This is a genomic window from Streptomyces spinosus (assembly GCF_020400655.1).
GTDB classification, from domain to species: Bacteria; Actinomycetota; Actinomycetes; order Streptomycetales; family Streptomycetaceae; genus Streptomyces; species Streptomyces argyrophylli.
The window spans coordinates 77,079-100,110 of record NZ_JAINRC010000026.1 but is presented as its reverse complement, the minus strand read 5'-3'; the positions used below and the strand labels follow the sequence as shown (position 1 = coordinate 100,110).

20 protein-coding genes and 1 pseudogene are annotated in these 23,032 nt (G+C 72.4%); 18 read left to right on the top strand and 3 right to left on the bottom strand.

Going from position 1 to position 23,032, the window contains the following annotated elements:
• Positions 1 to 181 precede the first annotated feature (181 nt).
• The 6 genes and pseudogenes from LG395_RS36705 (at position 182) to LG395_RS36680 (ending at position 6,498) form a co-directional block, all read left to right on the top strand.
• Positions 182 to 505, top strand: coding sequence for an integration host factor (locus tag LG395_RS36705; RefSeq protein WP_003977346.1), 324 nt, complete (start codon positions 182 to 184; stop codon positions 503 to 505).
• Between the two features lie 27 nt (positions 506 to 532).
• A pseudogene (gene gmk / locus LG395_RS36700) lies at positions 533 to 1,123 on the top strand (guanylate kinase); the annotation flags it as partial.
• A gap of 53 nt (positions 1,124 to 1,176) precedes the next feature.
• Positions 1,177 to 1,449, top strand: coding sequence for a DNA-directed RNA polymerase subunit omega (gene rpoZ / locus LG395_RS36695; RefSeq protein ID WP_003982715.1), 273 nt, complete (start codon positions 1,177 to 1,179; stop codon positions 1,447 to 1,449).
• A 126-nt stretch (positions 1,450 to 1,575) separates the two neighbouring features.
• Positions 1,576 to 2,778, top strand: coding sequence for a bifunctional phosphopantothenoylcysteine decarboxylase/phosphopantothenate--cysteine ligase CoaBC (gene coaBC / locus LG395_RS36690; RefSeq protein WP_171160152.1), 1,203 nt, complete (start codon positions 1,576 to 1,578; stop codon positions 2,776 to 2,778).
• Between the two features lie 249 nt (positions 2,779 to 3,027).
• Positions 3,028 to 4,236 carry a methionine adenosyltransferase gene (gene metK / locus LG395_RS36685; protein WP_171158183.1) on the top strand — a complete coding sequence of 403 codons (1,209 nt, stop codon included), beginning with the start codon at positions 3,028 to 3,030 and terminating at the stop codon, positions 4,234 to 4,236.
• Between the two features lie 114 nt (positions 4,237 to 4,350).
• Positions 4,351 to 6,498 (top strand): primosomal protein N', encoded by a 2,148-nt coding sequence (locus tag LG395_RS36680; RefSeq protein WP_171158185.1) that lies wholly within the window; start codon positions 4,351 to 4,353, stop codon positions 6,496 to 6,498.
• A 110-nt stretch (positions 6,499 to 6,608) separates the two neighbouring features.
• Here the strand turns inward: LG395_RS36680 and LG395_RS36675 are convergent, their stop codons facing one another.
• Complete coding sequence (locus LG395_RS36675; RefSeq protein ID WP_171158186.1) at positions 6,609 to 7,142, bottom strand: hypothetical protein; 534 nt, start codon at positions 7,140 to 7,142, stop codon at positions 6,609 to 6,611.
• 214 nt (positions 7,143 to 7,356) lie between these two features.
• Between LG395_RS36675 and fmt the strand changes: the two genes are divergently transcribed.
• From fmt to LG395_RS36620, 11 genes are all read left to right on the top strand, one after another.
• Positions 7,357 to 8,289, top strand: a complete 933-nt coding sequence (fmt, locus tag LG395_RS36670) for a methionyl-tRNA formyltransferase (protein WP_225813277.1) — start codon at positions 7,357 to 7,359, stop codon at positions 8,287 to 8,289.
• Positions 8,290 to 8,450: 161 nt separating this feature from the next.
• Positions 8,451 to 9,869 carry an RsmB/NOP family class I SAM-dependent RNA methyltransferase gene (locus LG395_RS36665; RefSeq protein WP_225813276.1) on the top strand — a complete coding sequence of 473 codons (1,419 nt, stop codon included), beginning with the start codon at positions 8,451 to 8,453 and terminating at the stop codon, positions 9,867 to 9,869.
• Between the two features lie 120 nt (positions 9,870 to 9,989).
• On the top strand, positions 9,990 to 10,676 hold the full coding sequence (gene rpe, locus LG395_RS36660; RefSeq protein ID WP_225813275.1) for a ribulose-phosphate 3-epimerase: 687 nt from the start codon (positions 9,990 to 9,992) through the stop codon (positions 10,674 to 10,676).
• 90 nt (positions 10,677 to 10,766) lie between these two features.
• Positions 10,767 to 11,810, top strand: coding sequence for a sugar-binding transcriptional regulator (locus tag LG395_RS36655; RefSeq protein ID WP_171158193.1), 1,044 nt, complete (start codon positions 10,767 to 10,769; stop codon positions 11,808 to 11,810).
• A gap of 60 nt (positions 11,811 to 11,870) precedes the next feature.
• A complete protein-coding gene (locus LG395_RS36650) occupies positions 11,871 to 12,287 on the top strand; it encodes a guanyl-specific ribonuclease (RefSeq protein ID WP_171158195.1) in 417 nt (138 codons plus the stop codon).
• Positions 12,284 to 12,637: a barstar family protein gene (locus LG395_RS36645; RefSeq protein ID WP_225813274.1), complete on the top strand. Its 354-nt coding sequence runs from the start codon at positions 12,284 to 12,286 to the stop codon at positions 12,635 to 12,637. The genes LG395_RS36650 and LG395_RS36645 overlap by 4 nt, the downstream gene beginning before the upstream one ends.
• 108 nt (positions 12,638 to 12,745) lie before the next feature.
• Entirely contained in the window at positions 12,746 to 14,188 is a 1,443-nt protein-coding gene (locus tag LG395_RS36640; RefSeq protein ID WP_171158198.1) for a GuaB1 family IMP dehydrogenase-related protein, read from the top strand.
• A 370-nt stretch (positions 14,189 to 14,558) separates the two neighbouring features.
• Positions 14,559 to 16,046 (top strand): amino acid permease, encoded by a 1,488-nt coding sequence (locus LG395_RS36635; RefSeq protein WP_225813272.1) that lies wholly within the window; start codon positions 14,559 to 14,561, stop codon positions 16,044 to 16,046.
• 27 nt (positions 16,047 to 16,073) lie between these two features.
• On the top strand, positions 16,074 to 16,526 hold the full coding sequence (locus LG395_RS36630) for an Lrp/AsnC family transcriptional regulator (RefSeq protein WP_014671501.1): 453 nt from the start codon (positions 16,074 to 16,076) through the stop codon (positions 16,524 to 16,526).
• A 305-nt stretch (positions 16,527 to 16,831) separates the two neighbouring features.
• Positions 16,832 to 17,620: a carbon-nitrogen hydrolase family protein gene (locus LG395_RS36625; RefSeq protein ID WP_225813269.1), complete on the top strand. Its 789-nt coding sequence runs from the start codon at positions 16,832 to 16,834 to the stop codon at positions 17,618 to 17,620.
• Between the two features lie 47 nt (positions 17,621 to 17,667).
• Positions 17,668 to 19,365, top strand: a complete 1,698-nt coding sequence (locus LG395_RS36620) for a flavin monoamine oxidase family protein (protein WP_171158203.1) — start codon at positions 17,668 to 17,670, stop codon at positions 19,363 to 19,365.
• A 75-nt stretch (positions 19,366 to 19,440) separates the two neighbouring features.
• Here LG395_RS36620 and LG395_RS36615 read toward each other — a convergent pair whose 3' ends face one another.
• Together LG395_RS36615 and LG395_RS36610 are read right to left on the bottom strand one after the other, a co-directional pair.
• Complete coding sequence (locus LG395_RS36615) at positions 19,441 to 20,127, bottom strand: DUF5995 family protein (RefSeq protein WP_225813268.1); 687 nt, start codon at positions 20,125 to 20,127, stop codon at positions 19,441 to 19,443.
• Positions 20,128 to 20,203: 76 nt separating this feature from the next.
• Positions 20,204 to 21,619 carry a uracil-xanthine permease family protein gene (locus tag LG395_RS36610; RefSeq protein ID WP_171158207.1) on the bottom strand — a complete coding sequence of 472 codons (1,416 nt, stop codon included), beginning with the start codon at positions 21,617 to 21,619 and terminating at the stop codon, positions 20,204 to 20,206.
• 149 nt (positions 21,620 to 21,768) lie between these two features.
• On the opposite strand from LG395_RS36610, the gene LG395_RS36605 reads away from it, so the two are divergent.
• Positions 21,769 to 23,028: an alginate lyase family protein gene (locus LG395_RS36605; protein WP_225813267.1), complete on the top strand. Its 1,260-nt coding sequence runs from the start codon at positions 21,769 to 21,771 to the stop codon at positions 23,026 to 23,028.
• Positions 23,029 to 23,032: the final 4 nt, after the last annotated feature.

The following is a 23,032-nucleotide window of genomic DNA, read 5'->3' as shown; positions in this document are numbered from 1 at the left end:
CGCTGTTCTCGCTGACTCCGGCGGACTTGCCCGCTAGTCTCCGAGCAGTGGGGGCACCTCCCGCGCCCCTCAGGCAGTGGGGGAGAACGGGCAGCGTGTTGCTCGTGGCTCCCCAGGTGTGGGGCGACTAGGTTCCTCACCGGTCCGTATCCGACAGTTCGACATCCGAGGTGACGTAGGCGTGGCTCTTCCGCCCCTTACCCCTGAACAGCGCGCAGCCGCGCTCGAAAAGGCCGCCGCGGCTCGCCGGGAGCGGGCCGAGGTCAAGAATCGACTCAAGCACTCCGGCGCCTCCCTGCACGAGGTCATCAAGCAGGGCCAGGAGAACGACGTCATCGGCAAGATGAAGGTCTCCGCCCTGCTCGAGTCCCTGCCGGGCGTGGGCAAGGTCCGCGCCAAGCAGATCATGGAGCGTCTGGGCATCTCCGAGAGCCGCCGCGTGCGCGGTCTCGGTTCCAACCAGATCGCCTCCCTGGAGCGTGAGTTCGGCAGCACCGGCTCCTGAGTCCGCCGCCCGGCGGACCGGGAGTCCCGGGCACTCCGGGATTGCTGGAATAATCGCTGCATGAGTGAACGTCCGCGGCTGACCGTGCTCTCCGGCCCCTCGGGGGTCGGCAAGAGCACGGTCGTCGCCCATATGCGCAAGGAACACCCCGAGGTCTGGCTCTCGGTGTCGGCGACGACCCGCAAGCCGCGCCCCGGTGAGCAGCACGGAGTCCACTACTTCTTCGTCACCGACGAGGAGATGGACAAGCTGATCGCCAACGGCGAGCTGCTGGAATGGGCCGAGTTCGCCGGCAACCGCTACGGCACGCCCCGCGCGGCGGTACTGGAGCGGCTGGAGAACGGCGAGCCCGTCCTGCTGGAGATCGACCTCCAGGGCGCCCGGCAGGTCCGCGAGTCCATGGCCGACGCCCAGCTGGTGTTCCTCGCTCCGCCCTCCTGGGAGGAGCTGGTGCGCAGGCTGACCGGCCGGGGGACCGAGCCGCCGGAGGTCATCGAGCGCCGCCTGGCGGCGGCGAAGACCGAGCTGGCGGCCGAGCCGGAGTTCGATACGACCTTGGTCAACACCTCCGTCGAGGACGTGGCCCGTGAGCTGCTAGCCTTGATGGACGTTGTGTGATCGTGACTGTGATCACGATGTCTGATTCTTTCCCATCCATCGGAAGGTAGAGCGTGTCCTCTTCCATCACCGCGCCCGAGGGCATCATCAACCCGCCGATCGACGAGCTTCTCGAGGCGACCGACTCGAAGTACAGCCTCGTGATCTACGCGGCCAAGCGTGCCCGCCAGATCAACGCGTACTACTCCCAGCTCGGTGAGGGCCTCCTCGAGTACGTCGGTCCGCTCGTCGACACCCACGTCCACGAGAAGCCGCTGTCGATCGCCCTGCGCGAGATCAACGCCGGTCTGCTGACCTCCGAGGCCGTCGAGGGCCCGGCGCAGTAGTACCTTCAGATTGCGCCTGACGTATCCGCAGGCCCGGCAGTCACTCCCCCTGCCAACGCCGGGGGACCCCTGCCGGGCCTGTGGTGTGTCAGGGGTGGTGCACATTCTCGAACGCGAGGAGCCATGGTGGACAAGCCGAAGGTCGTGCTGGGGGTCAGCGGTGGCATCGCCGCCTACAAGGCCTGTGAGCTGCTGAGGAGGTTCACGGAGTCGGGCCACGACGTCCGCGTCGTGCCGACCGCCTCCGCGCTGCACTTCGTCGGCGCCGCCACCTGGTCCGCGCTGTCCGGGAACCCGGTCGCCACCGAGGTCTGGGACGACGTCCACCAGGTGCCGCACGTCCGCATCGGCCAGCACGCCGACCTGGTCGTCGTGGCCCCGGCCACCGCCGACATGCTCGCCAAGGCCGCCCACGGCCTCGCCGACGACCTGCTGACCAACACCCTCCTCACCGCCCGCTGCCCGGTCGTCTTCGCCCCGGCCATGCACACCGAGATGTGGGAACACCCGGCCACCCAGGAGAACGTGGCCACGCTGCGCCGCCGCGGCGCCGTGGTCGTCGAGCCCGCCGTCGGCCGCCTCACCGGCGTCGACACCGGCAAGGGCCGGCTGCCCGACCCGGCGGAGATCTTCGAGCTGTGCCGGCGGGTGCTGGCCCGCGGTGTCACCGAGCCCGACCTCAAGGGGCGGCACGTCGTCGTCTCCGCCGGCGGCACCCGCGAGCCCCTGGACCCGGTCCGCTTCCTCGGCAACCGCTCCTCCGGCAAGCAGGGCTACGCCCTCGCCCGCACCGCGGCGGCCCGTGGTGCCCGGGTGACCCTGGTCTCCGCCAACGCCGGCCTGCCCGACCCGGCGGGCGTGGACGTCGTCCGGGTCGGCACCGCCGTCCAGCTGCGCGAGGCCGTCCTCAAGGCCGCCGCGGACGCCGACGCCGTGGTGATGGCCGCCGCCGTCGCCGACTTCCGCCCGGCCGCCTACGCCGCCGGGAAGATCAAGAAGAAGGACGGCCAGGACCCGGACCCGGTCGTCCTGGTGCGGAATCCGGACATTCTCGCGGAGATCTCCGCCGACCGGGCCCGGCCGGGACAGGTCGTCGTCGGCTTCGCCGCCGAGACCGACGACGTCCTCGCCAACGGCCGCGCCAAGCTCGCCCGCAAGGGCTGCGACCTGCTCGTGGTCAACGAGGTGGGGGAGCGCAAGACCTTCGGTTCCGAGGAGAACGAGGCGGTCGTGCTCGGTGCCGACGGCAGCGAGACCCCGGTGCCGCACGGTCCCAAGGAGGCCCTGGCCGACACCGTCTGGGACTTGGTCGTACGGCGTCTGGACTAACCCCCGGCAGGCGATCGGGCGAACTCGGCATCACGTTCACGCCACGCCGAAATCCGGTGTGGCGGCCCTGGCCAAGGCCGCTCGCCATTGTGCAGAATGCCCGTGCCGCAGGTCACAGCGCTCCCGAGAGGCGAGACGGTGGCCCGCCGGTCGAGTGCGACCGATAAACTGTTCACGGTCGGCGCCAGGCGCAGCCCCGCGCCGACCGTAAATGATCAGCCAGCAGCCGCTGCAACCACAGGGAGCGTTGTGTCCCGTCGCCTGTTCACCTCGGAGTCCGTGACCGAGGGTCACCCCGACAAGATCGCTGACCAGATCAGCGACACCATTCTCGACGCGCTCCTGCGCGAGGACCCGTCTTCCCGGGTCGCCGTGGAGACGCTCATCACCACCGGCCTGGTGCACGTGGCCGGCGAGGTGACGACGAAGGCGTACGCGGACATCGCGACCCTCGTCCGCAGCACGATCCTGGAGATCGGCTACGACTCCTCCAAGAAGGGCTTCGACGGCGCCTCCTGCGGTGTGTCGGTGTCCATCGGAGCGCAGTCCCCGGACATCGCGCAGGGTGTCGACGCGGCGTACGAGGCCCGGGTCGAGGGCGACGAGGACGAGCTCGACCGGCAGGGCGCGGGCGACCAGGGCCTGATGTTCGGCTACGCCTCCGACGAGACGCCGACCCTGATGCCGCTGCCGATCTTCCTGGCGCACCGGCTGTCCAAGCGCCTGTCCGAGGTCCGCAAGAACGGCACCATCCCCTACCTGCGCCCCGACGGCAAGACGCAGGTCACCATCGAGTACGACGGTGACAAGGCCGTCCGCCTGGACACGGTGGTGGTCTCCTCCCAGCACGCCTCCGACATCGACCTGGAGTCGCTGCTCGCCCCGGACATCCGTGAGTTCGTGGTGGAGCCGGAGCTGAAGGCGCTGCTGGACGAAGGCATCAAGCTGGACACCGAGGGCTACCGGCTGCTGGTCAACCCCACCGGCCGCTTCGAGATCGGCGGCCCGATGGGCGACGCCGGTCTGACCGGCCGGAAGATCATCATCGACACCTACGGCGGCATGGCCCGGCACGGCGGCGGCGCCTTCTCCGGCAAGGACCCCTCCAAGGTGGACCGCTCGGCGGCGTACGCGATGCGCTGGGTGGCGAAGAACGTGGTGGCGGCGGGCCTGGCCTCCCGCTGCGAGGTCCAGGTCGCCTACGCCATCGGCAAGGCCGAGCCGGTGGGTCTGTTCGTCGAGACCTTCGGCACCCACAAGATCGAGCCGGAGAAGATCGAGAAGGCGATCGACGAGGTCTTCGACCTGCGTCCGGCCGCGATCATCCGCGACCTCGACCTGCTCCGCCCGATCTACGCCCAGACGGCGGCCTACGGCCACTTCGGCCGCGAGCTGCCCGACTTCACCTGGGAGCGCACCGACCGCGTGGACGCCCTGCGCAAGGCCGCCGGTCTGTAACCCGGCGCCGCCCGCTGCCGCCGAGGCCCGGTTCCCTTCGGGGGGCCGGGCCTCGGCGTCGCCGTCGACCCGCGGACCGGCCGCGTTGTCAGTGGGGTTTGCAAGAATGCAAGCGTGAGCAGCGAGAACGGGTCGGGGGGCGGCGGGGCCGAGGGGTCGCCGCCAGAGCAGCTCGCGCTCATCCGGGAGAGCGTGCGGAAGGCGAAGGTGCCGCGGGCCAAGCCCCGCACCTGGCGGGGAGCCGCGCTCGCCGAGAACCTGCCCGTGGCACGGGTGCTGGTCGACAAGGGCGTGCTGCACCTCGACCGGTACTTCGACTACGCCGTGCCCGCGGAGCTGGACGCGGACGCCCGGCCCGGGGTGCGCGTGCGGGTGCGGTTCGGGGCCGGCCGGCACCGGGTCCGCGACGGACGCCGGGAGGGCGGCGGGCTCATCGACGGCTTCCTCGTCGAGCGGCGCGCCGAGTCCGACTACTCCGGACCGCTGGCCGCGCTCGCCCAGGTGGTGTCGCCCGAGCCGGTGCTGAGCGAGGAACTGCTCGGCCTCGCCCGGGCCGTCGCCGACCGGTACGCGGGCAGTCTCGCCGACGTCCTCCAGCTGGCCGTGCCCCCGCGCAGCGCCCGCGCCGAGCAGCGCCCGTCCCCCGAGCCGCTGCCCCCGCCCCCGGCCCCGGAACACGGCTCCTGGGCCCGCTACGAGCACGGGGGCGCCTTCCTCGACGCCCTGGCGTCCGCGGGGGCGCCCAGGGCCGTGTGGACCGCGCTGCCGGGACCGCTGTGGAGCGAGGAGCTGGCCCGCGCCGTCGCCGCCACCCTCGCCTCCGGGCGCGGCGCCCTGGTCGTCGTACCGGACGGGCGCTCGGCCGCGCGCGTGGACGCCGCGCTCACCACGCTGCTCGGCCCCGGCCGGCACGCGCTGCTCACCGCCGACGCCGGGCCCGAGAAGCGGTACGCGCAGTGGCTGGCGGTGCGGCGCGGATCCGTGCGCGCCGTCGTCGGGACCCGGGCGGCGATGTTCGCGCCCGTCCAGGACCTGGGGCTCGTCGCGATCTGGGACGACGGGGACGACAGTCACAGCGAGCCGCACGCCCCGCAGCCGCATGCCCGCGATGTCCTGCTGCTGCGCGCCGCGCTGGACAAGTGCGCCTTCCTGCTGGGCAGTTGGGGCTGCACCGTGGAGGCGGCCCAGCTCGTCGAGAGCGGCTGGGCCCGGCCGCTGGTCGCCGGGCGGGAACAGGTGCGCCGGGCCGCGCCCCTGGTCCGGACGGTCGGGGACGGCGACCTCGCCCGCGACGAGGCCGCCCGTGCCGCCCGGCTGCCCACGCTCGCCTGGCAGGCGGCCCGTGAGGGGCTGCGGCAGGGGCCGGTGCTGGTGCAGGTGCCCCGGCGTGGTTACGCGCCCCGCATGGCGTGCGCCCGGTGCCGGGCGCCCGCCCGGTGCCGGCACTGTTCCGGCCCGCTCCAGGGGCAGGACGCGGGCGTCCTGCGCTGTGAGTGGTGCGGGCGCGAGGAGGGCGCCTGGCACTGCCCGGAGTGCGGCGGTTTCCGGCTGCGGGCCCAAGTCGTGGGCGCGCGCCGGACCGCCGAGGAGCTGGGGCGCGCCTTCCCCGCCGTACCGGTGCGCACCTCGGGGCGCGAGCACGTGCTGGACACCGTCCCGGACACCCCCGCGCTGGTCGTCAGCACCCCGGGCGCCGAACCGGTCGCCGAGGGCGGCTACGCGGCGGCCCTGCTGCTGGACGGCTGGGCCATGCTCGTACGGCCCGACCTGCGGGCCGGCGAGGACGCGCTGCGCCGGTGGATCGCGGCCGGGGCGCTGGTGCGGCCCCAGAGCGAGGGCGGCACGGTGGTCGTGGTGGCCGAGCCGACCCTGCGGCCCGTCCAGGCGCTGGTGCGCTGGGACCCGGTCGGGCATGCCGTGCGGGAGCTGGCCGAGCGGGCCGAGCTGGGCTTTCCTCCGGTGTCCCGGATGGCGGCCGTGTCCGGGCCGGCCGCGGCCGTCGCCGAGTTCCTGGCGGCCGTCGACCTGCCGCCGGACGCCGAGGTGCTGGGACCGGTGCCGCTGCCCCCGCCCCCGCCCGGCGGAGCACGCAGACCCGGCGCGCCGCCGCCCGGCGAACACTGGGACCGGGCGCTGGTGCGCGTACCACCGGGCAGCGGTGCCGCCCTGGCCGCGGCTCTGAAGACCGCGCAGGCGGCGCGGATGGCACGAGGCAGCGGGGAGGCGGTCCGGGTGCGGATCGATCCGCCCGACATCGGGTGACGGGGGACGCCCGGCCGGACGGGGTCCCCGGGCACACGCGACGGCCCCGGCCGGGTGGGAGACACACCTGCCCTCCCGGTCATGGGCCGGGAGGGGCAGCGGTGGGGGCGTCAGCCGTTGCGGGGGCCCGGGAAGGCCGTCGGGCGGGCGTCGTCGCGCAGTGTGGGGCTGCCCGCCGTCGGCTGCGTCGGCATGGAGCGGGCCGCCGGAACCGTGGGCAGTCCGGTGTTCACGTTGATCGTGCGGGTGCCGGACGGCTCCGGCGTCCGCTCCGTCTCCGCCGCCGCCTGGGCCGCGGCGCGGCGGGCGCCGTACCGGCGGTGCACGGCCTGCTTGGTGACCCCGAGCGCGGAGCCCACCGCGTCCCACGAGAAGCCGAGCGAGCGGTCGAAGTCCACGGCGGCCGTGACCAGGGTCTCCACACTGTCCCGGAGTTCCTGGGCGAGGCGGACCGTCGGGGCCGGGGCGCGTCCGTAGACGACGAAGCCCGTGGACGGGCCGGAGCGGCGCGGGCGGTAGACGTTGCCCAACTGGGCGGTGAGCGTGCGCAGCGCGTCCACCTGCCGGCGGACCCTCTCGATGTCCCGCACCAGCAAGTGCAGGCTGGCCCGGGCCTGGGCGTCGTGGGTTGCGTGGTCGGCCATGAACAAGCCTCTCGAACCGGCGTTGAAAGGAATTGGGCCGCGACAGCGGCCCGATGTGGTCAACTCTTTCTTGACCAACGCGCTTACGCTCCGCTGGTCACGGGGTGGGGGCGTACGGGCATATGCGTACGCCGCCCACCCGCTCGTGCGCCGCCCATGGTCATAGACTGGTGCGCTGCCCGCGCATCCCCGCCCGAGAGGCCCGATCCCGCCCATGAAGCTCGTCTTCGCCGGTACCCCCGAGGTCGCCGTTCCCGCTCTGGACGCTCTGCTCGCCTCCGGGCGGCACGAGGTGGCCGCCGTCGTCACGCGGCCCGACGCGCCGGCCGGGCGCGGACGCAGGCTGGTCGCGTCACCCGTGGCCGAGCGTGCGGAGGAGGCCGGGATCGAGGTGCTCAAGCCGTCGAAGCCACGGGACGCGGAGTTCCTGGAGCGGCTGCGCGAGATCGCCCCGGACTGCTGCCCGGTCGTCGCCTACGGCGCCCTGCTGCCGAGGGCCGCTCTGGACATCCCCGCCCACGGCTGGGTGAACCTGCACTTCTCGCTGCTGCCCGCCTGGCGCGGTGCCGCGCCGGTCCAGCACGCCATCATGGCGGGCGACGAGATCACCGGGGCGTCCACCTTCCTCATCGAGGAGGGGCTGGACTCCGGGCCCGTCTACGGCACCGTCACCGAGGAGATCCGCCCCACCGACACCAGCGGCGACCTGCTCACCCGGCTCGCCTTCGCGGGCTCCGGGCTGCTCGCGGCCACCATGGACGGCATCGAGGACGGCACGCTGAAGGCCGTGCCGCAGCCCGCCGAGGGCATCACCCTCGCGCCGAAGATCACCGTCGAGGACGCCCAGGTGGACTGGGCGGCGCCCGCGCTGCGCGTCGACCGGGTCGTGCGCGGCTGCACGCCCGCGCCCGGCGCCTGGACCACCTTCCGCGGCGAGCGGCTCAAGCTCGTCCAGGTCACGCCCGTGCCAGGGCGCACGGACCTCGCGCCGGGCCGGCTGGCGGTGGGCAAGAACAGCGTCCACGTGGGCACGGGGTCGTACGCCGTCGAGCTGCTGTGGGTCCAGGCCCAGGGCAAGAAGCCGATGCGCGCGGCCGACTGGGCCCGTGGAGTACGCATCGCGGACGGCGAGACGCTGGGCGGCTGACCTCCCGAGCGAGGGTGAGGACGGGGGAGCGCAGGCCGGCGTTCCCGGGCGACGCCGTGCGAGCCTGCGCGGCGGCACACGCGAGCCCGGGCGGTGGGCCCGTGCGTCCGGCGACGTAGGCTGGAGGCGCATCCCCTCTTCACACCCGGAGCACCTTTTTCGTGAGCGAGCAGTCCCGGCGGCCCCGCAAGCCCGCCAAGCCCTACCGCCGTCCCCAGAAGGACCCCGTCCGCATCCTGGCCTTCGAGGCGCTGCGCGCGGTGGACGAGCGGGACGCGTACGCCAACCTCGTGCTGCCGCCGCTGCTGCGCAAGGCCCGCGAGCAGGGCGACTTCGACGCCCGGGACGCCGCCCTCGCCACCGAGCTGGTGTACGGCACACTGCGCCGCCAGGGCACGTACGACGCCGTCATCGCCGCCTGCGTCGACCGGCCGCTGCGCGAGGTCGACCCGCCGGTGCTCGACGTGCTGAGCCTGGGCGCGCACCAGTTGCTCGGCACGCGCATCCCCACGCACGCGGCCGTGTCCGCCTCGGTCGAGCTGGCCCGGGTCGTGCTCGGTGACGGACGGGCCAAGTTCGTCAACGCCGTGCTGCGGAAGGTGGCCCAGGACGACCTCGACGGCTGGATCGAGAAGGTCGCGCCGCCCTACGACGACGACCCTGAGGACCACCTCGCCGTCGTGCACTCGCACCCCCGCTGGGTCGTCTCCGCGCTCTGGGACTCCCTCGGCGGCGGCCGGTCCGGCATCGAGCGGCTCTTGGCGGCGGACAACGAGCGGCCCGAGGTGACGCTCGTCGCCCGGCCGGGCCGCGCCAGCACCGGGGAACTGCTCCGCGAGGACGCCGCCGTACCCGGACGCTGGTCGCCGTACGCCGTGCGGCTCGCCGAGGGCGGCGAGCCGGGCGCGGTCGAGGCCGTGCGCGAGGGACGCGCCGGCGTCCAGGACGAGGGCAGCCAGCTGGTCGCCCTCGCGCTGGCCAGCGCCCCGCTCGACGGCCCCGACGAGAAGTGGCTCGACGGCTGCGCCGGACCGGGCGGCAAGGCCGCGTTGCTGGCCGCGCTCGCCGCCGAGCGCGGGGCCGCGCTGCTCGCCTCGGAGAAGCAGCCGCACCGGGCCGGGCTGGTGGCCCGTGCCCTGCACGGCAATCCGGGGCCGTACCAGGTCATCGCCGCCGACGGCACCCGCCCGCCGTGGCGGCCCGGCAGCTTCGACCGGGTGCTGGTGGACGTCCCGTGCACCGGCCTCGGCGCCCTGCGCCGCCGCCCCGAGGCCCGCTGGCGCCGCCGTCCCGAGGACCTGGACAACTTCGCCCCGCTCCAGCGCGGTCTGCTGCGCACGGCCCTCGACTCCGTCCGCGTCGGCGGCGTCGTCGGCTACGCCACCTGCTCGCCGCACCTGGCGGAGACCCGCGCGGTCGTCTCCGACGTGCTCAAGCAGCTCCCGGAGACGGAACTGATCGACGCCCGCCCCCTCCTGCCCGGCGTCCCCGACCTGGGTGAGGGCCCGGACATCCAGCTGTGGCCGCACATCCACGGCACGGACGCGATGTACCTGGCCCTCATCCGCCGAACCGGATAACGCACGGTCCCGAAAGGGGCGCGGGGAACCGCGCGATCGACCCCCGCCGGCCCGGCCGCCAACCCCCACCTCGAGGGACCGCCGCTACAGCCCGGCGCGGCGGCATGGCAGGCTTGGGTCATGGCCGTGCAGATCAACCCCAGCATCCTGTCCGCCGACTTCGCCCGCCTCGCGGAGGAGGCCGAGGCGGTCCGAGGCGCCGATTTCCTCCATGTCGACGTCATGGACAACCACTTCGTCCCGAACCTCACGCTCGGCGTGCCGGTGGTGGAGTCCCTGGCCCGTGCGACGGACACCCCGCTGGACTGCCACCTGATGATCGAGGACCCCGACCGGTGGGCGCCCGGGTACGTCGAGGCGGGGGCGTCGTCGGTCACCTTCCACGTGGAGGCCGCCGCCGCTCCGGTACGGCTCGCCCGGGAGATCCGCGCCAAGGGCGCCCGCGCCTCCATGGCGCTCAAGCCGGCGACGCCGATCGAGCCGTTCGAGGATCTGCTGCCGGAACTGGACATGCTGCTCGTCATGACGGTGGAGCCCGGCTTCGGCGGCCAGGCGTTCCTCGACATCATGCTGCCGAAGATCCGCCGCACCCGTGAGCTGATCAAGAAGCACGGTCTGGAGCTGTGGTTGCAGGTCGACGGCGGGGTCTCGGCCTCGACGATCGAGCGGTGCGCGGACGCGGGAGCGGACGTCTTCGTCGCCGGCTCGGCCGTCTACGGTGCGAAGGACCCGTCCGAAGCCGTACGTGCCCTGCGCGCCCAGGCGGAGGCGGCCACCGGCAAGGCGTCCTGGGCATGCGACCACTGAGCCACGGCCAAGTGAACGGTTAAGTGAACGGCGCCCATCAGGGCAGATCAGTCGCCCCGAATCTGCAAGGATGAACGGCGAATCCAGAGTGTGAACAGCAGTGAGGAGATCGCCGTGTCGGGTATGTCGGCGGGCCGGTCAGCCATGCGGATGGGACCCGCTGAGCTGGTGCAGGCGGCGGCCATGGCCCGCCGCTTCTACCTCGAGGGCAAGTCCAAGATCCAGATCGCGGAGGAGTTCGGCGTCAGCCGCTTCAAAGTGGCCCGGGTACTGGAGACTGCCCTCGAAAGGGACCTCGTACGCATCGAGATCCGCGTGCCGGCCGAACTGGACGCCGAGCGCTCCGACGCGCTCCGCGCCCGCTACGGCCTGAGGCACGCCGTCGTGGTCGAGTCCCCGGCCGATGCCGAGGAGACCCCCGACCCCGAGAACCTCGGCGAGGTCGCCGCCGACCTGCTCGGCGAACTCGTCAACGAGGGGGACGTGCTCGGGCTGGCCTGGGGCCGGTCCACCATCCACATGGCGGCGGCGCTCGACCGGCTGCCGCCGTGCACGGTGGTGCAGCTGACGGGCGTGTACGACGCCGGGACCGCCGAGCGCGGCTCGGTCGAGGCCGTCCGCCGGGCCGCCCAGGTCTCCGGTGGCGACGCCCACCCCATCTACGCGCCGATGCTGCTGCCGGACGCGGCCACCGCGGCGGCGCTGCGCCACCAGACCGGGATCGCCCGGGCCTTCGAGTACTTCGACAAGGTCACGGTCGCCTGTGTCTCCATCGGCTCCTGGGAGCCGGGCATCTCGACCGTGCACGACATGCTCAGCGACGAGGAGCGCGCGCACTACGCCTCGCTCGGGGTCGCCGCCGAGATGTCGGCACACCTCTTCGACACCGAGGGGCGCCGGGTCGGACGGGACCTGGGGGAGCGGTGCATCACGGTCAAGGCCGACCAGCTGCGCCGTGTCCCGGAGGTCGTGGCCATCGCGGGCGGGCAGCGCAAGGCCGCCGCGATCGACGCGGTGCTGCGCTCCGGGCTGGTCACCAGCCTGGTGACCGACACCTCGGCCGCCGACTACCTGATGACGGCGGGCCCGGCCCCGAAGCCGGCGCTCAGCCGTCAGGACCCCGACGGCGTCTGACGGAGTCCGGCCGGGCCCGGTGGCGGGTCGTGACGGGACGGCCGTGGCAGCATCGTCCGCATGCTGCCACGGTTCGTCCCGCGTGCCCTCGCCGGGCTGCTGGTCTGTCTCGCCGTTCTCCTGACGGGGTGCGCCGGCGACCCCGGCCCCGCCTCCCGGGCGTCCCCTGCGTCCCGTACGTCCCCCGCGTGGGCGCGGGGCACGGCCACCGTCGAGGAGTCCCGGCTGCCGGCCGAGGCCCGCAGGACACTCGCCCTCATCGACCAGGGCGGCCCCTTCCCCTACGCCAAGGACGGGACCGTCTTCGGGAACTTCGAGGGACGTCTGCCGGAGCACCGGCGCGGCTACTACCACGAGTACACCGTGCCGACCCCCGGCTCGCCCGACCGCGGTGCCCGGCGCATCGTCACGGGGCAGGGCGGGGAGTACTACTACAGCGGTGATCACTACGAGTCGTTCCGGGCGGTGCTGAGATGAGCGAAGACCTGAGCGGCCGCCTCGTGGTCGCGCTCGACCTCGCGGGCGTCACGGACAAGGCCGGCCTGATGGACCGAGCCGCGCGGGCCCTGTCGCTGCCCGACTGGTTCGGCCGGAACTGGGACGCGCTGGCCGACTCCCTGTCCGACCCGTCCGTGTGGCCGGCCCAGGCCGAGGACAGGGGCCTTCTGGTCGTCGTTCAGGACTGGGAGGCCTACGCGCGGGAGCGGCCCGAGGAGTGGGAGACCGCTCAGGAGGTGTTCACGCACGCCATGAGCGTGCTGCCGGCGCTCACCGTCGCCCTCGCCCTTGGAGGAACCTCCCAGCCGGTCCGCGACGACCCTGGATGATCCGTCGGGGCATGACACCGACCCCGACATGGGACAATGAAGTACGTGCTCTTTCCCCCTGGCACACCTGTCAGGGGGTCGCCTCTGATCGACTGGGATGTGCAGCACGTGCGTTTCCTCAATGACATCCAGCCCGCGTACGACCTGACGTACGACGACGTGTTCATGGTGCCGAGCCGTTCCGCGGTCGGCTCGCGTCAGGGCGTGGACCTCGCCTCTCCGGACGGCACGGGCACCACCATCCCGCTCGTCGTCGCCAACATGACCGCCATCGCCGGCCGCCGCATGGCCGAGACGGTGGCCCGCCGGGGCGGCCTGGTGGTCATCCCGCAGGACATCCCGATCGACGTCGTCACCGACGTGATCTCCTGGGTGAAGAGCCGCCACCTGGTGCTCGACACCCCGATCGTGCTGGCCCCGCACCAGACCGTCGCCGACGCCCTGGCGCTGCTGCCCAAGCGGGCGCACAACGCCGGCGTCGTCGTGGACGAGAACCAGCGGCCCGTCGGTGTCGTCACCGACGCCGACCTCTCCGGCGTCGACCGCTTCACCCAGCTCGAGGTGGTCATGTCCAAGGACCTGCTCCTGCTGGACGCCGACATCGACCCGCGCGAGGCCTTCAACACCCTCGACCAGCACAACCGCCGCTACGCCCCGGCCGTCGACAAGGACGGCAAGCTCGCCGGCATCCTCACCCGCAAGGGCGCGCTGCGCGCCACGCTGTACACGCCGGCCGTGGACGCGAACGGCAGGCTGCGGATCGCCGCCGCCGTCGGCATCAACGGTGACGTGGCGGGCAAGGCCAAGCAGCTGCTCGACGCGGGCGTGGACACGCTCGTCATCGACACCGCGCACGGCCACCAGGAGTCGATGATCAACGCCATCAGGGTGGTGCGCGCGCTCGACCCGCGGGTGCCGATCGCCGCGGGCAACATCGTCTCGGCCGAGGGCGTCAAGGACCTGATCGACGCCGGCGCGGACATCGTCAAGGTCGGTGTCGGGCCGGGCGCCATGTGCACCACCCGCATGATGACCGGCGTGGGCCGGCCGCAGTTCTCCGCCGTCCTGGAGTGCGCCGCCGAGGCGAGGAAGTACGGCAAGCACGTCTGGGCCGACGGCGGTGTCCGCCACCCGCGCGACGTCGCCATGGCGCTCGCCGCCGGCGCGTCCAACGTGATGGTCGGTTCCTGGTTCGCGGGCACCTACGAGTCGCCCGGTGACCTCCAGCACGACGCGGGCGGACGCGCCTACAAGGAGTCGTTCGGCATGGCCTCGGCGCGTGCGGTGGCCAACCGCACGTCGGAGGAGTCGGCGTACGACCGCGCCCGCAAGGCGCTGTTCGAGGAGGGCATCTCCACCTCCCGCATGTTCCTCGACCCCGCCCGCCCGGGCGTCGAGGACCTGATCGACTCGATCATCGCGGGCGTCCGCTCCTCCTGCACCTACGCCGGTGCCGCCAGCCTGGAGGAGTTCGCCGACAAGGCCATCGTCGGCATCCAGAGCGCGGCGGGCTACGCCGAGGGCAAGCCGCTGCACGCCAGCTGGAGCTGATCCCCGCTCCGCACCCGCGAACGGCCCTCTCGATTCCCTGGCACGGGAATCGACGGGGGCCGTCGTCGTGTCCGTGCGGCCGGGAAGCCGGCCGGGAAACGAACGCCCGGGAAACCGTGTGCAACGGTCGCCAGGTGGCGCGCAACGATTTGTCGTTCCGCCCCGATGAACGCAATGATCATGCGGGAATACGCAAGGTTGCTGCATTACGCCCGTGAAGGCCCGCCTCATAGGGTGCTGCGCTAGTACGTGGCGTGGCGGGGACCCCGCTCGGCGGTCCCTGCCCCATCGGGGTCCGCCGGTTCCCGCGCACGAGGGCCGGCGCTCTTGCCGGTCCGCCCGACCACCGGCAGCGATAAGGAGCCAGCGCGTGCTCGACCAAGGCGCACCCCCGCACAACCAGATACCGGCCGCCCCCGCGTCCCCGGGCGTCGCCGCGCGCCTCATGCGTCGCAAGCCCGTGGAACGCCTGGTCGCCGAGGGCGGCCACGGTGAGGGAGGGCAGCTTCGGCGCTCTCTCGGACTGTGGCAGCTGACCATGATCAGCATCGGGGCCACCCTCGGCACCGGCATCTTCGTCGTCCTCGGCGACGCCGTGCCCAAGGCCGGTCCGGCGGTCACCCTCGCCTTCGTCATCGCCGGTCTCACGGCGCTGTTCTCGGCCCTGTCCTACGCCGAACTGGCCGGCAGCATCCCGGTCGCCGGCTCCTCCTACTCGTATGCGTACGCAACGCTGGGCGAACTGGTCGCCTGGGTCTGCGGCTGGTGCCTGGTGCTGGAGTACGGCGTGTCGGTGGCCGCCGTCGCCGTCGGCTGGGGCCAGTACCTGAACGAGCTGCTGGACGGCACCATCGGCGTCACCATCCCGGCCGCGCTGTCCTCCGCGCCGGGCGAGGGCGGCATCATCAACCTGCCGGCCCTCATCGTCGTCCTGCTGGCGATGGCCTTCCTGCTCGGTGGCGCGCGGGAGTCCGCCCGCGCCAACACGATCATGGTCTGTGTGAAGATCGCCGCGCTGGTGCTGTTCTGCGCGATCGGCGTCATGGGCTTCAAGTCCGGCAACTACGCCGACTTCATGCCGCTCGGCATGAGCGGGGTCAGCGCCGCCGGTGCCACGCTGTTCTTCTCGTACATCGGCTTCGACGCCGCCTCCACCGCCGGTGAGGAGGCGAAGGACCCCAAGCGTGACCTGCCGCGGGCGATCATGCTGTCGCTGATCATCGTGACGGCGCTGTACGTGCTCGTCGCGGCCGTCGCCGTGGGTGCCTGGAACTGGAAGAAGTTCGACGGTTCCGAGGCGTCCCTCGCCGGGATCATGAACGACGTCAGCGGCCAGACCTTCTGGGGCACGCTGCTCGCGCTCGGCGCCGTCATCTCCATCGCGAGCGTGGTGCTCACCGTGCTCTACGGCCAGACCCGCATCCTCTTCGCGATGGCCCGCGACGGCCTGGTGCCGAAGGCGCTCGGCAGGATCCACCCGAAGACCCGCGCGCCCCGCCTCAACACGGTGATCGTGTCCCTCTTCTGCGGAGCGCTCGCCGCCCTCATCCCGCTGGGCAAGCTCGTCGACGCCACCAGCATCGGCACGCTGTTCGCCTTCGGCCTGGTCAACATCGCGGTGATCGTGCTGCGGGTCAGGCGCCCGGGTCTGGAGCGCACGTTCAAGGTGCCGTTCGGCCCGGTCCTGCCGGTGCTGGGCTTCCTGTTCTGCGCGTACAACATGTCCAGCCTCGACACCGTCACCTGGGTGGTCTTCGGATGCTGGATGGCCGCCGGGCTCGTGTTCTACTTCCTCTACGGCTACCGCCGTTCCCGTCTCGCGACCGATGACGCCCTCGCGGCGACGGCAGAGAAGTGACCGGACCGAAGAAGTGAACGACCCCCTGTGCTGAACGATCTCGACGAACGCATCGTGCACGCCCTCGCCGAGGACGCCCGCCGCTCCTACGCGGACATCGGGCAGATGGTAGGCCTGTCCGCGCCCGCCGTGAAGCGGCGCGTCGACCGGCTGCGGGCCACCGGGGCGATCACCGGCTTCACCGTGCGGGTGGATCCGGCGGCGCTCGGCTGGGAGACCGAGGGCTTCATCGAGATCTACTGCCGGCGGAACACCTCGCCGGAGACGATCCAACGGGGGCTGGAGCGGTACCAGGAGGTCGTGGCCGCGTCCACCGTCACCGGGGACGCGGACGCCGTCGCGCAGGTCTTCGCCTCCGACATGCGTCACTTCGAGCGGGTGCTGGAGCGGATCGCCGGGGAGCCGTTCGTGGAGCGGACCAAGTCGGTGCTGGTGCTGTCGCCGCTGCTGCGCCGCTTCTCCTCCGGGGCGCCCGGGTAGGAGCGGACACCTGGGCTCGGGGCGCCTCGTCGTCACCGGGAGCGGATCAGCGCTCCGACGGGGCGCGGGGGACCGCGCGAGCCCCCCCGGACCACCCGCACCCGGCCGGCGACGAGGCGCCCCGAGCCGTTTTCCGCCCTCCTCGCCGGCACCCTCACCGGCCCGCGCAACGAATCGCCGCCCGGACCCCCTTCGGCGCAACAAACCCCGCACCGGCGCGCAACGGCTCCTTCTTGTCCCGCCGCGCGCGCCGAACGTACCTTCTTCCTGACCCCCCAAACCCTCCGTTCCGGTGAGGATCACGCATGCGTACCGCCCTGCTCCAGAGCTCCGGCCGTCCCGGCTCGGTCACCGAGAACCTGAAGGTCCTCGACGAGGCCGCGGGCCGGGCCGCCGCCGCGGGCGCCGGGCTGCTGGCCGCACCGGAGATGTTCCTCACCGGGTACGCGATCGGCGACGACATCGCCCGCCTCGCCGAGCCCGCCGACGGCGACTCCGCCGACGCGATCGCCGAGATCGCCACCCGGCACGGCCTCGCCCTCGCCTACGGCTACCCCGAGCGCGACGGCGACGCGGTCTTCAACTCCGCCCAGCTGATCTCCGCCGACGGAACCCGGCTCGCGAACTACCGGAAGACCCACCTCTTCGGCTGCTTCGAGCGCGACCACTTCACGCCGGGCGGGCAGCAGGTCGTCCAGGCCGAGCTGAACGGCCTCACCGTGGGCCTGCTGATCTGCTACGACGTCGAGTTCCCGGAGAACGTCCGGGCCCACGCCCTGGCCGGCACCGACCTCCTGGTCGTGCCGACCGCGCAGATGCACCCCTTCCAGTTCGTCGCCGAGTCGATGATCCCGGTGCGCGCCTTCGAGAACCAGATGTACGTCGCCTACGTCAACCGCGTCGGTCAGGAAGGCGAGTTCGAGTTCGTCGGCCTCTCCGTCCTCGCCGGTCCCGACGGCGTCGCCCGCACCCGCGCCGGCCGGGCCGAGCAGCTGGTGCTCGCCGACGCCGACCCCGCCTTCCTGGCCGTCTCCCGCGAGCACAACCCGTACCTGAAGGACCGCCGCCCCGGTCTGTACGGGTCCCTCGTCTGACACCCGAGCCTTCCCCCGAACCACCCCGTGCAAGGAGTCCGTACCCCATGACGTCCACGGTGCCCAACGCCGTCGAGCACACCGACGAGCAGCAGCCGCCGATCACCATGTTCGGCCCGGACTTCCCTTACGCCTACGACGACTTCCTCGCCCACCCGGCGGGCCTCGGCCAGGTCCCGGCGACCGAGCACGGCACCGAGGTCGCGGTCATCGGTGGCGGCCTGTCCGGCATCGTGGCCGCCTACGAGCTGATGAAGATGGGCCTCAAGCCCGTCGTCTACGAGGCCGACCAGATCGGCGGCCGGCTGCGCACGGTCGGCTTCGAGGGCTGCGACGACTCGCTGACCGCCGAGATGGGCGCGATGCGCTTCCCGCCGTCCTCCACCGCGCTCCAGCACTACATCGACCTGGTCGGCCTGGAGACCAGGCCCTTCCCGAACCCCCTGGCCGAGGCGACGCCGTCCACCGTGGTCGACCTCAAGGGCGAGTCGCACTACGCCGAGACGATCGACGACCTGCCCCAGGTGTACCGGGACGTCGCCGACGCCTGGAACAGGTGCCTGGAGGAGGGCGCCGACTTCTCCGACATGAACCGCGCGATGCGCGAGCGGGACGTCCCGCGCATCCGCGAGATCTGGGCGAAGCTCGTCGAGAAGCTGGACAACCAGACCTTCTACGGCTTCCTCTGCGACTCCGAGGCCTTCAAGTCCTTCCGGCACCGCGAGATCTTCGGCCAGGTCGGCTTCGGCACCGGCGGCTGGGACACCGACTTCCCGAACTCCATCCTGGAGATCCTCCGCGTCGTCTACACCGAGGCCGACGACCACCACCGCGGCATCGTCGGCGGCTCCCAGCAGCTGCCGCTGCGCCTGTGGGAGCGCGAGCCGGAGAAGATCGTCCACTGGCCGTACGGGACGTCCCTGAAGTCGCTGCACGTGGACGGCGAGCCGAAGCCCGCCGTGACCCGGCTGCATCGCACGGCCGGCAACCAGATCACCGTCACCGACGCGAACGGCGACATCCGCACCTACAAGGCGGCGATCTTCACCGCCCAGTCCTGGATGCTGCTGTCCAAGATCGCCTGCGACGACTCGCTCTTCCCGATCGACCACTGGACCGCGATCGAGCGCACCCACTACATGGAGAGCTCCAAGCTCTTCGTGCCCGTGGACCGGCCGTTCTGGCTGGACAAGGACGAGGACACGGGCCGGGACGTCATGTCGATGACGCTCACCGACCGTATGACCCGCGGCACCTACCTGCTGGACGACGGCCCGGACAAGCCCGCCGTGATCTGCCTGTCCTACACCTGGTGCGACGACAGCCTGAAGTGGCTGCCGCTGTCCGCGAACGAGCGGATGGAGGTCATGCTGAAGTCGCTCGGCGAGATCTACCCGAAGGTCGACATCAGGAAGCACATCATCGGCAACCCGGTGACGGTCTCCTGGGAGAACGAGCCCTACTTCATGGGCGCGTTCAAGGCCAACCTGCCCGGCCACTACCGCTACCAGCGGCGTCTTTTCACGCACTTCATGCAGGACCGGCTGCCCGAGGACAAGCGGGGCATCTTCCTCGCCGGCGACGACATCTCCTGGACGGCCGGCTGGGCCGAGGGTGCCGTGCAGACGGCGCTGAACGCGGTCTGGGGCGTCATGCGCCACTTCGGTGGCGAGACCGACGCGGCGAACCCGGGCCCGGGTGACGTCTACGACGAGATCGCGCCGGTGGAGCTTCCCGAGGACTGACCCGGGGGACCTACCAGGGCGCGGGCGGCCGGTCACGGACCTCGGCCGCCCGCGCCCTTTCCACGCGCCGCAACCTCAGCCGGCCAGCGGTGTCAGCAGCATCCGGCCGGCGAACCCCACCGCCGCGTCCAGCCGTTCGGCGAACTCCCCGGCCACGTCGGCGCAGTGCCGCAGAGCCCACAGGGCCCGGGCCGCCGCCCAGGTCGCCTCCCGGGCCCGCTCCAGGCTCCAGGAGCCCAGCAGATGGGTGAGCGGGTCGGCGATCTGGAACAGGTCGGGGCCCGGCATCAGATCCTCGCGGATGCGCTCCTCCAGCGACACCAGCAGATCGCCGACGCGGTCGAACTCGTCCTCCAGGTCGGCCGGTTCACAGCCGAGCGTGTGGCAGGCGTCGACCACGGCCAGGGCGAGGTCGTGCCCGATGTGCGCGTTGATGCCGGCCAGCGCGAACTGCAGCGGTCGTACGCCGGGGTGGCGGCGGAACTGGAACAGGGGCCGCCAGCAGGCGGGCGGGCGGCGGTCCGCGGCGGCCGCGTCCACCGCCGCCAGGTAGCGCTCGGCGAACCGCACGTCCAGCGCGGTCGCCGCGCGGGGGTCCGCGAACTCCCCGGCGTCCAGGCGCCGGTCGACCTCCTCGGTGACGGCGAGGTAGACCCGGTTGAACACGGCGACGCCGTCGCGCGGGTGGAGCGCCGCGTCCAGCGCGCGCATCCGGGCGACGACGGCGTCGACGGGGGCGGTGAGGTGTTCCAACTGCACCATGGGGGAAGGGTCCCAGCCCGGGGCCGGCCGGCGTGCCGACCGGCCCGGTGCTTCGCCGGAACGGGGGAACGCCGGGCTACGGCTCGGCGCGCGGGGCGGGCGTGTCGGAGTCGGGGTCCGCCCCGGTGTCGTAGGAGGACGTGCCCTCGTCCAGCAGCGGCTCCTGCTTCTTCAGGTGGGCCGGCGCGAAGGCGCGCAGCGCGTGGTAGCCGGTGATGACGACCAGCGTGCCGAGGGCGATGCCGCTGAGCGAGAAGGTGTCGGTGAACTTCATGGTGACGTTGCCGACGCCGATGATGATGCCCGCCGCGGCCGGGACCAGGTTCAGCGGGTTGCGCAGGTCCACCTTGGCGTTCAGCCAGATCTGGGCGCCGAGCAGGCCGATCATGCCGTAGAGGATGACGGTGATGCCGCCGAGCACCCCGCCCGGGATCGCGGCCACGACCGCGCCGAACTTGGGACAGACGCCGAAGAGCAGCGCGAAGCAGGCGGCGGCCCAGTAGGCGGCGGTGGAGTACACGCGGGTCGCGGCCATCACGCCGATGTTCTCGGAGTAGGTGGTGTTGGGCGGTCCGCCGACGGCCGTCGACAGCATGGAGGCGACGCCGTCCGCCGAGATCGCCGTACCGAGCTTGTCGTCCAGCGGGTCGCCGGTCATCTCGCCGACGGCCTTGACGTGGCCCGCGTTCTCGGCGACCAGCGCGATGACGACCGGCAGTGCGACCAGGATCGCCGACCACTGGAAGGACGGGCCGTGGAAGGACGGCAGGCCGATCCAGTCGGCCTTGGAGACGCCGGAGAGGTCCAGGCGCCAGTGGTCGGTGACCTTGCCGCTCGCGTCCACCGAGTGGATCCTGCCGAAGACCCGGTCGGAGGCCCAGGACAGGCCGTACCCGAACACGAGGCCCAGGAAGATCGCGACGCGGGACCAGAAACCGCGCAGACACACGACCGCCAGGCCGGTGAAGAGCATCACCAGCAGGGCCGTCCACTGGTCCTGCGGCCAGTAGGTGGACGCGGTCACGGGCGCCAGGTTGAAGCCGATCAGCATGACGACCGCGCCGGTGACGATCGGCGGCATGGCCGCGTGGATGATCCGCGCGCCGAAGCGCTGCACGGCGAGGCCGACCAGGAAGAGCACGGCACCGACGACGAGGATCGCGCCGGTCACGGTCGCGCTCGTACCGCCCTGGGCGCGGATGACGGCGGCCACGCCCACGAAGGACAGGGAGCAGCCGAGGTAGCTCGGCACCCGGCCCCGGGTGGCGAGCAGGAAGATCATGGTCGCCACGCCCGACATCATGATCGCCAGGTTGGGGTCCAGGCCCATGAGCACGGGGGCCACGAACGAGGCGCCGAACATCGCGACCACGTGCTGGGCGCCCAGGCCCACGGTGCGGGGCCAGGACAGCCGTTCGTCGGGGCGTACCACCGCTCCGGGCGCGGGCGTGCGCCCGTCACCGTGCAGCTTCCAGCGCACGCCGAGATCCATGAGGGGTTTCGCTTTCTCTGTACGTGAAGAGGGTCCGCACCATTGTCAGGGGTACCTGGCGGCTCTACGCTCACACGGTCCTCCTCATGAACTGCGTTCACATACCTGATCGGGTGCTGATCGGGTCGAGCGAAGATCGGAGTGCCTGAATGAGTGGCAGAACCCGTGCGGCCGCGCTCCTCACCGCGGTGGTGGCCTTCGGAGCCCTGCTCGTCCCCTCCGCCCACGCGGCCCCGTCCAAGGTCCCGCGGACCGCCGTCCTCGACGGCGTCCGCCTCCAGCAGACCCGGGCCCGCCTGCCCCGCGACCCCCGGCTGCGGCACGCACTCGCGGCCCTGACCGCCCGCGCCGACGCCTGGCTGGACCAGGGCCCCTGGACGGTCGTCGACAAGCCGAAGCCCGCCCCCGGCGGTGACGTCCACGACTACCTGAGCCAGGCCCCCTACTGGTGGCCCACGACCGCCCCCACCGCCGACAACCCCTGGGGCTGCCCGTACGTCCAGCGCGACGGCCAGCGCAACCCGGAGGTCGACAGCGGGACCGACCGGCAGGACGCGGAGAAGGTCTTCGACGCGTCGTACGACCTCTCGCTCGCCTGGTACTACACCGGCAGGCGCAGCTACGCCGAGAAGGCGGGACAGATCCTGCGCACCTGGTTCCTCGACCCGGCCACCCGCATGAACCCCGGCCTCGACCACGCCCAGTTCATCCCGTGCAAGTACGACGGCCGGGCCATCGGCATCATCGACTTCTCGCAGTCCTACACCAGCGTCCTGGACGCGCAGGCGATCCTCGCCACCGGCGCACCCGGCTGGACGCCCGCCGACCGCACCGCGATGACCCGGTGGAACGAGGACTTCCGCGACTGGCTGACGGACAGCGACTTCGGCCGGCAGGAGGGCGCGGCCGCCAACAACCACGGCACCTTCTACGACATGCAGCTCGCCGCCCTCGCCTACGCCACCGGCGACACCGCGCTCGCCCGGCGGACCGTGCTGGACGCGCGCGCGAGGCGGATCGACCCGCAGATAGCGGCCGACGGCAGTCAGCCCCAGGAGCTGACCCGGACCCGCAGCTGGCACTACTCGACCTTCGACCTGGTCGCCTACACCCGGCTCGCGGCCATCGGCCGGCACGTGGGCGTGGACCTGTGGGCCTACGCGGGGCCGGACGGGCAGAGCCTGTCCAAGGCGGTCGACTACCTGCTGCCCGCCGCGACCGGCGCCGCCGCCTGGCCCCACCCCGAGCTGGAGTTCCACCGCTACGCGGCGGCCGACGTGGTGCACGCGGCGGCCGACGCCGGTGACCCGTCGGCCAGGGCGGCCGTGCCGAAGCTGGAGGCACCGCCCGGGGGAGACCTCTGGGCGCTGCGGCCGGCCGCCGAGCAGCTGGACTCGATAGCGGGCTGAACCC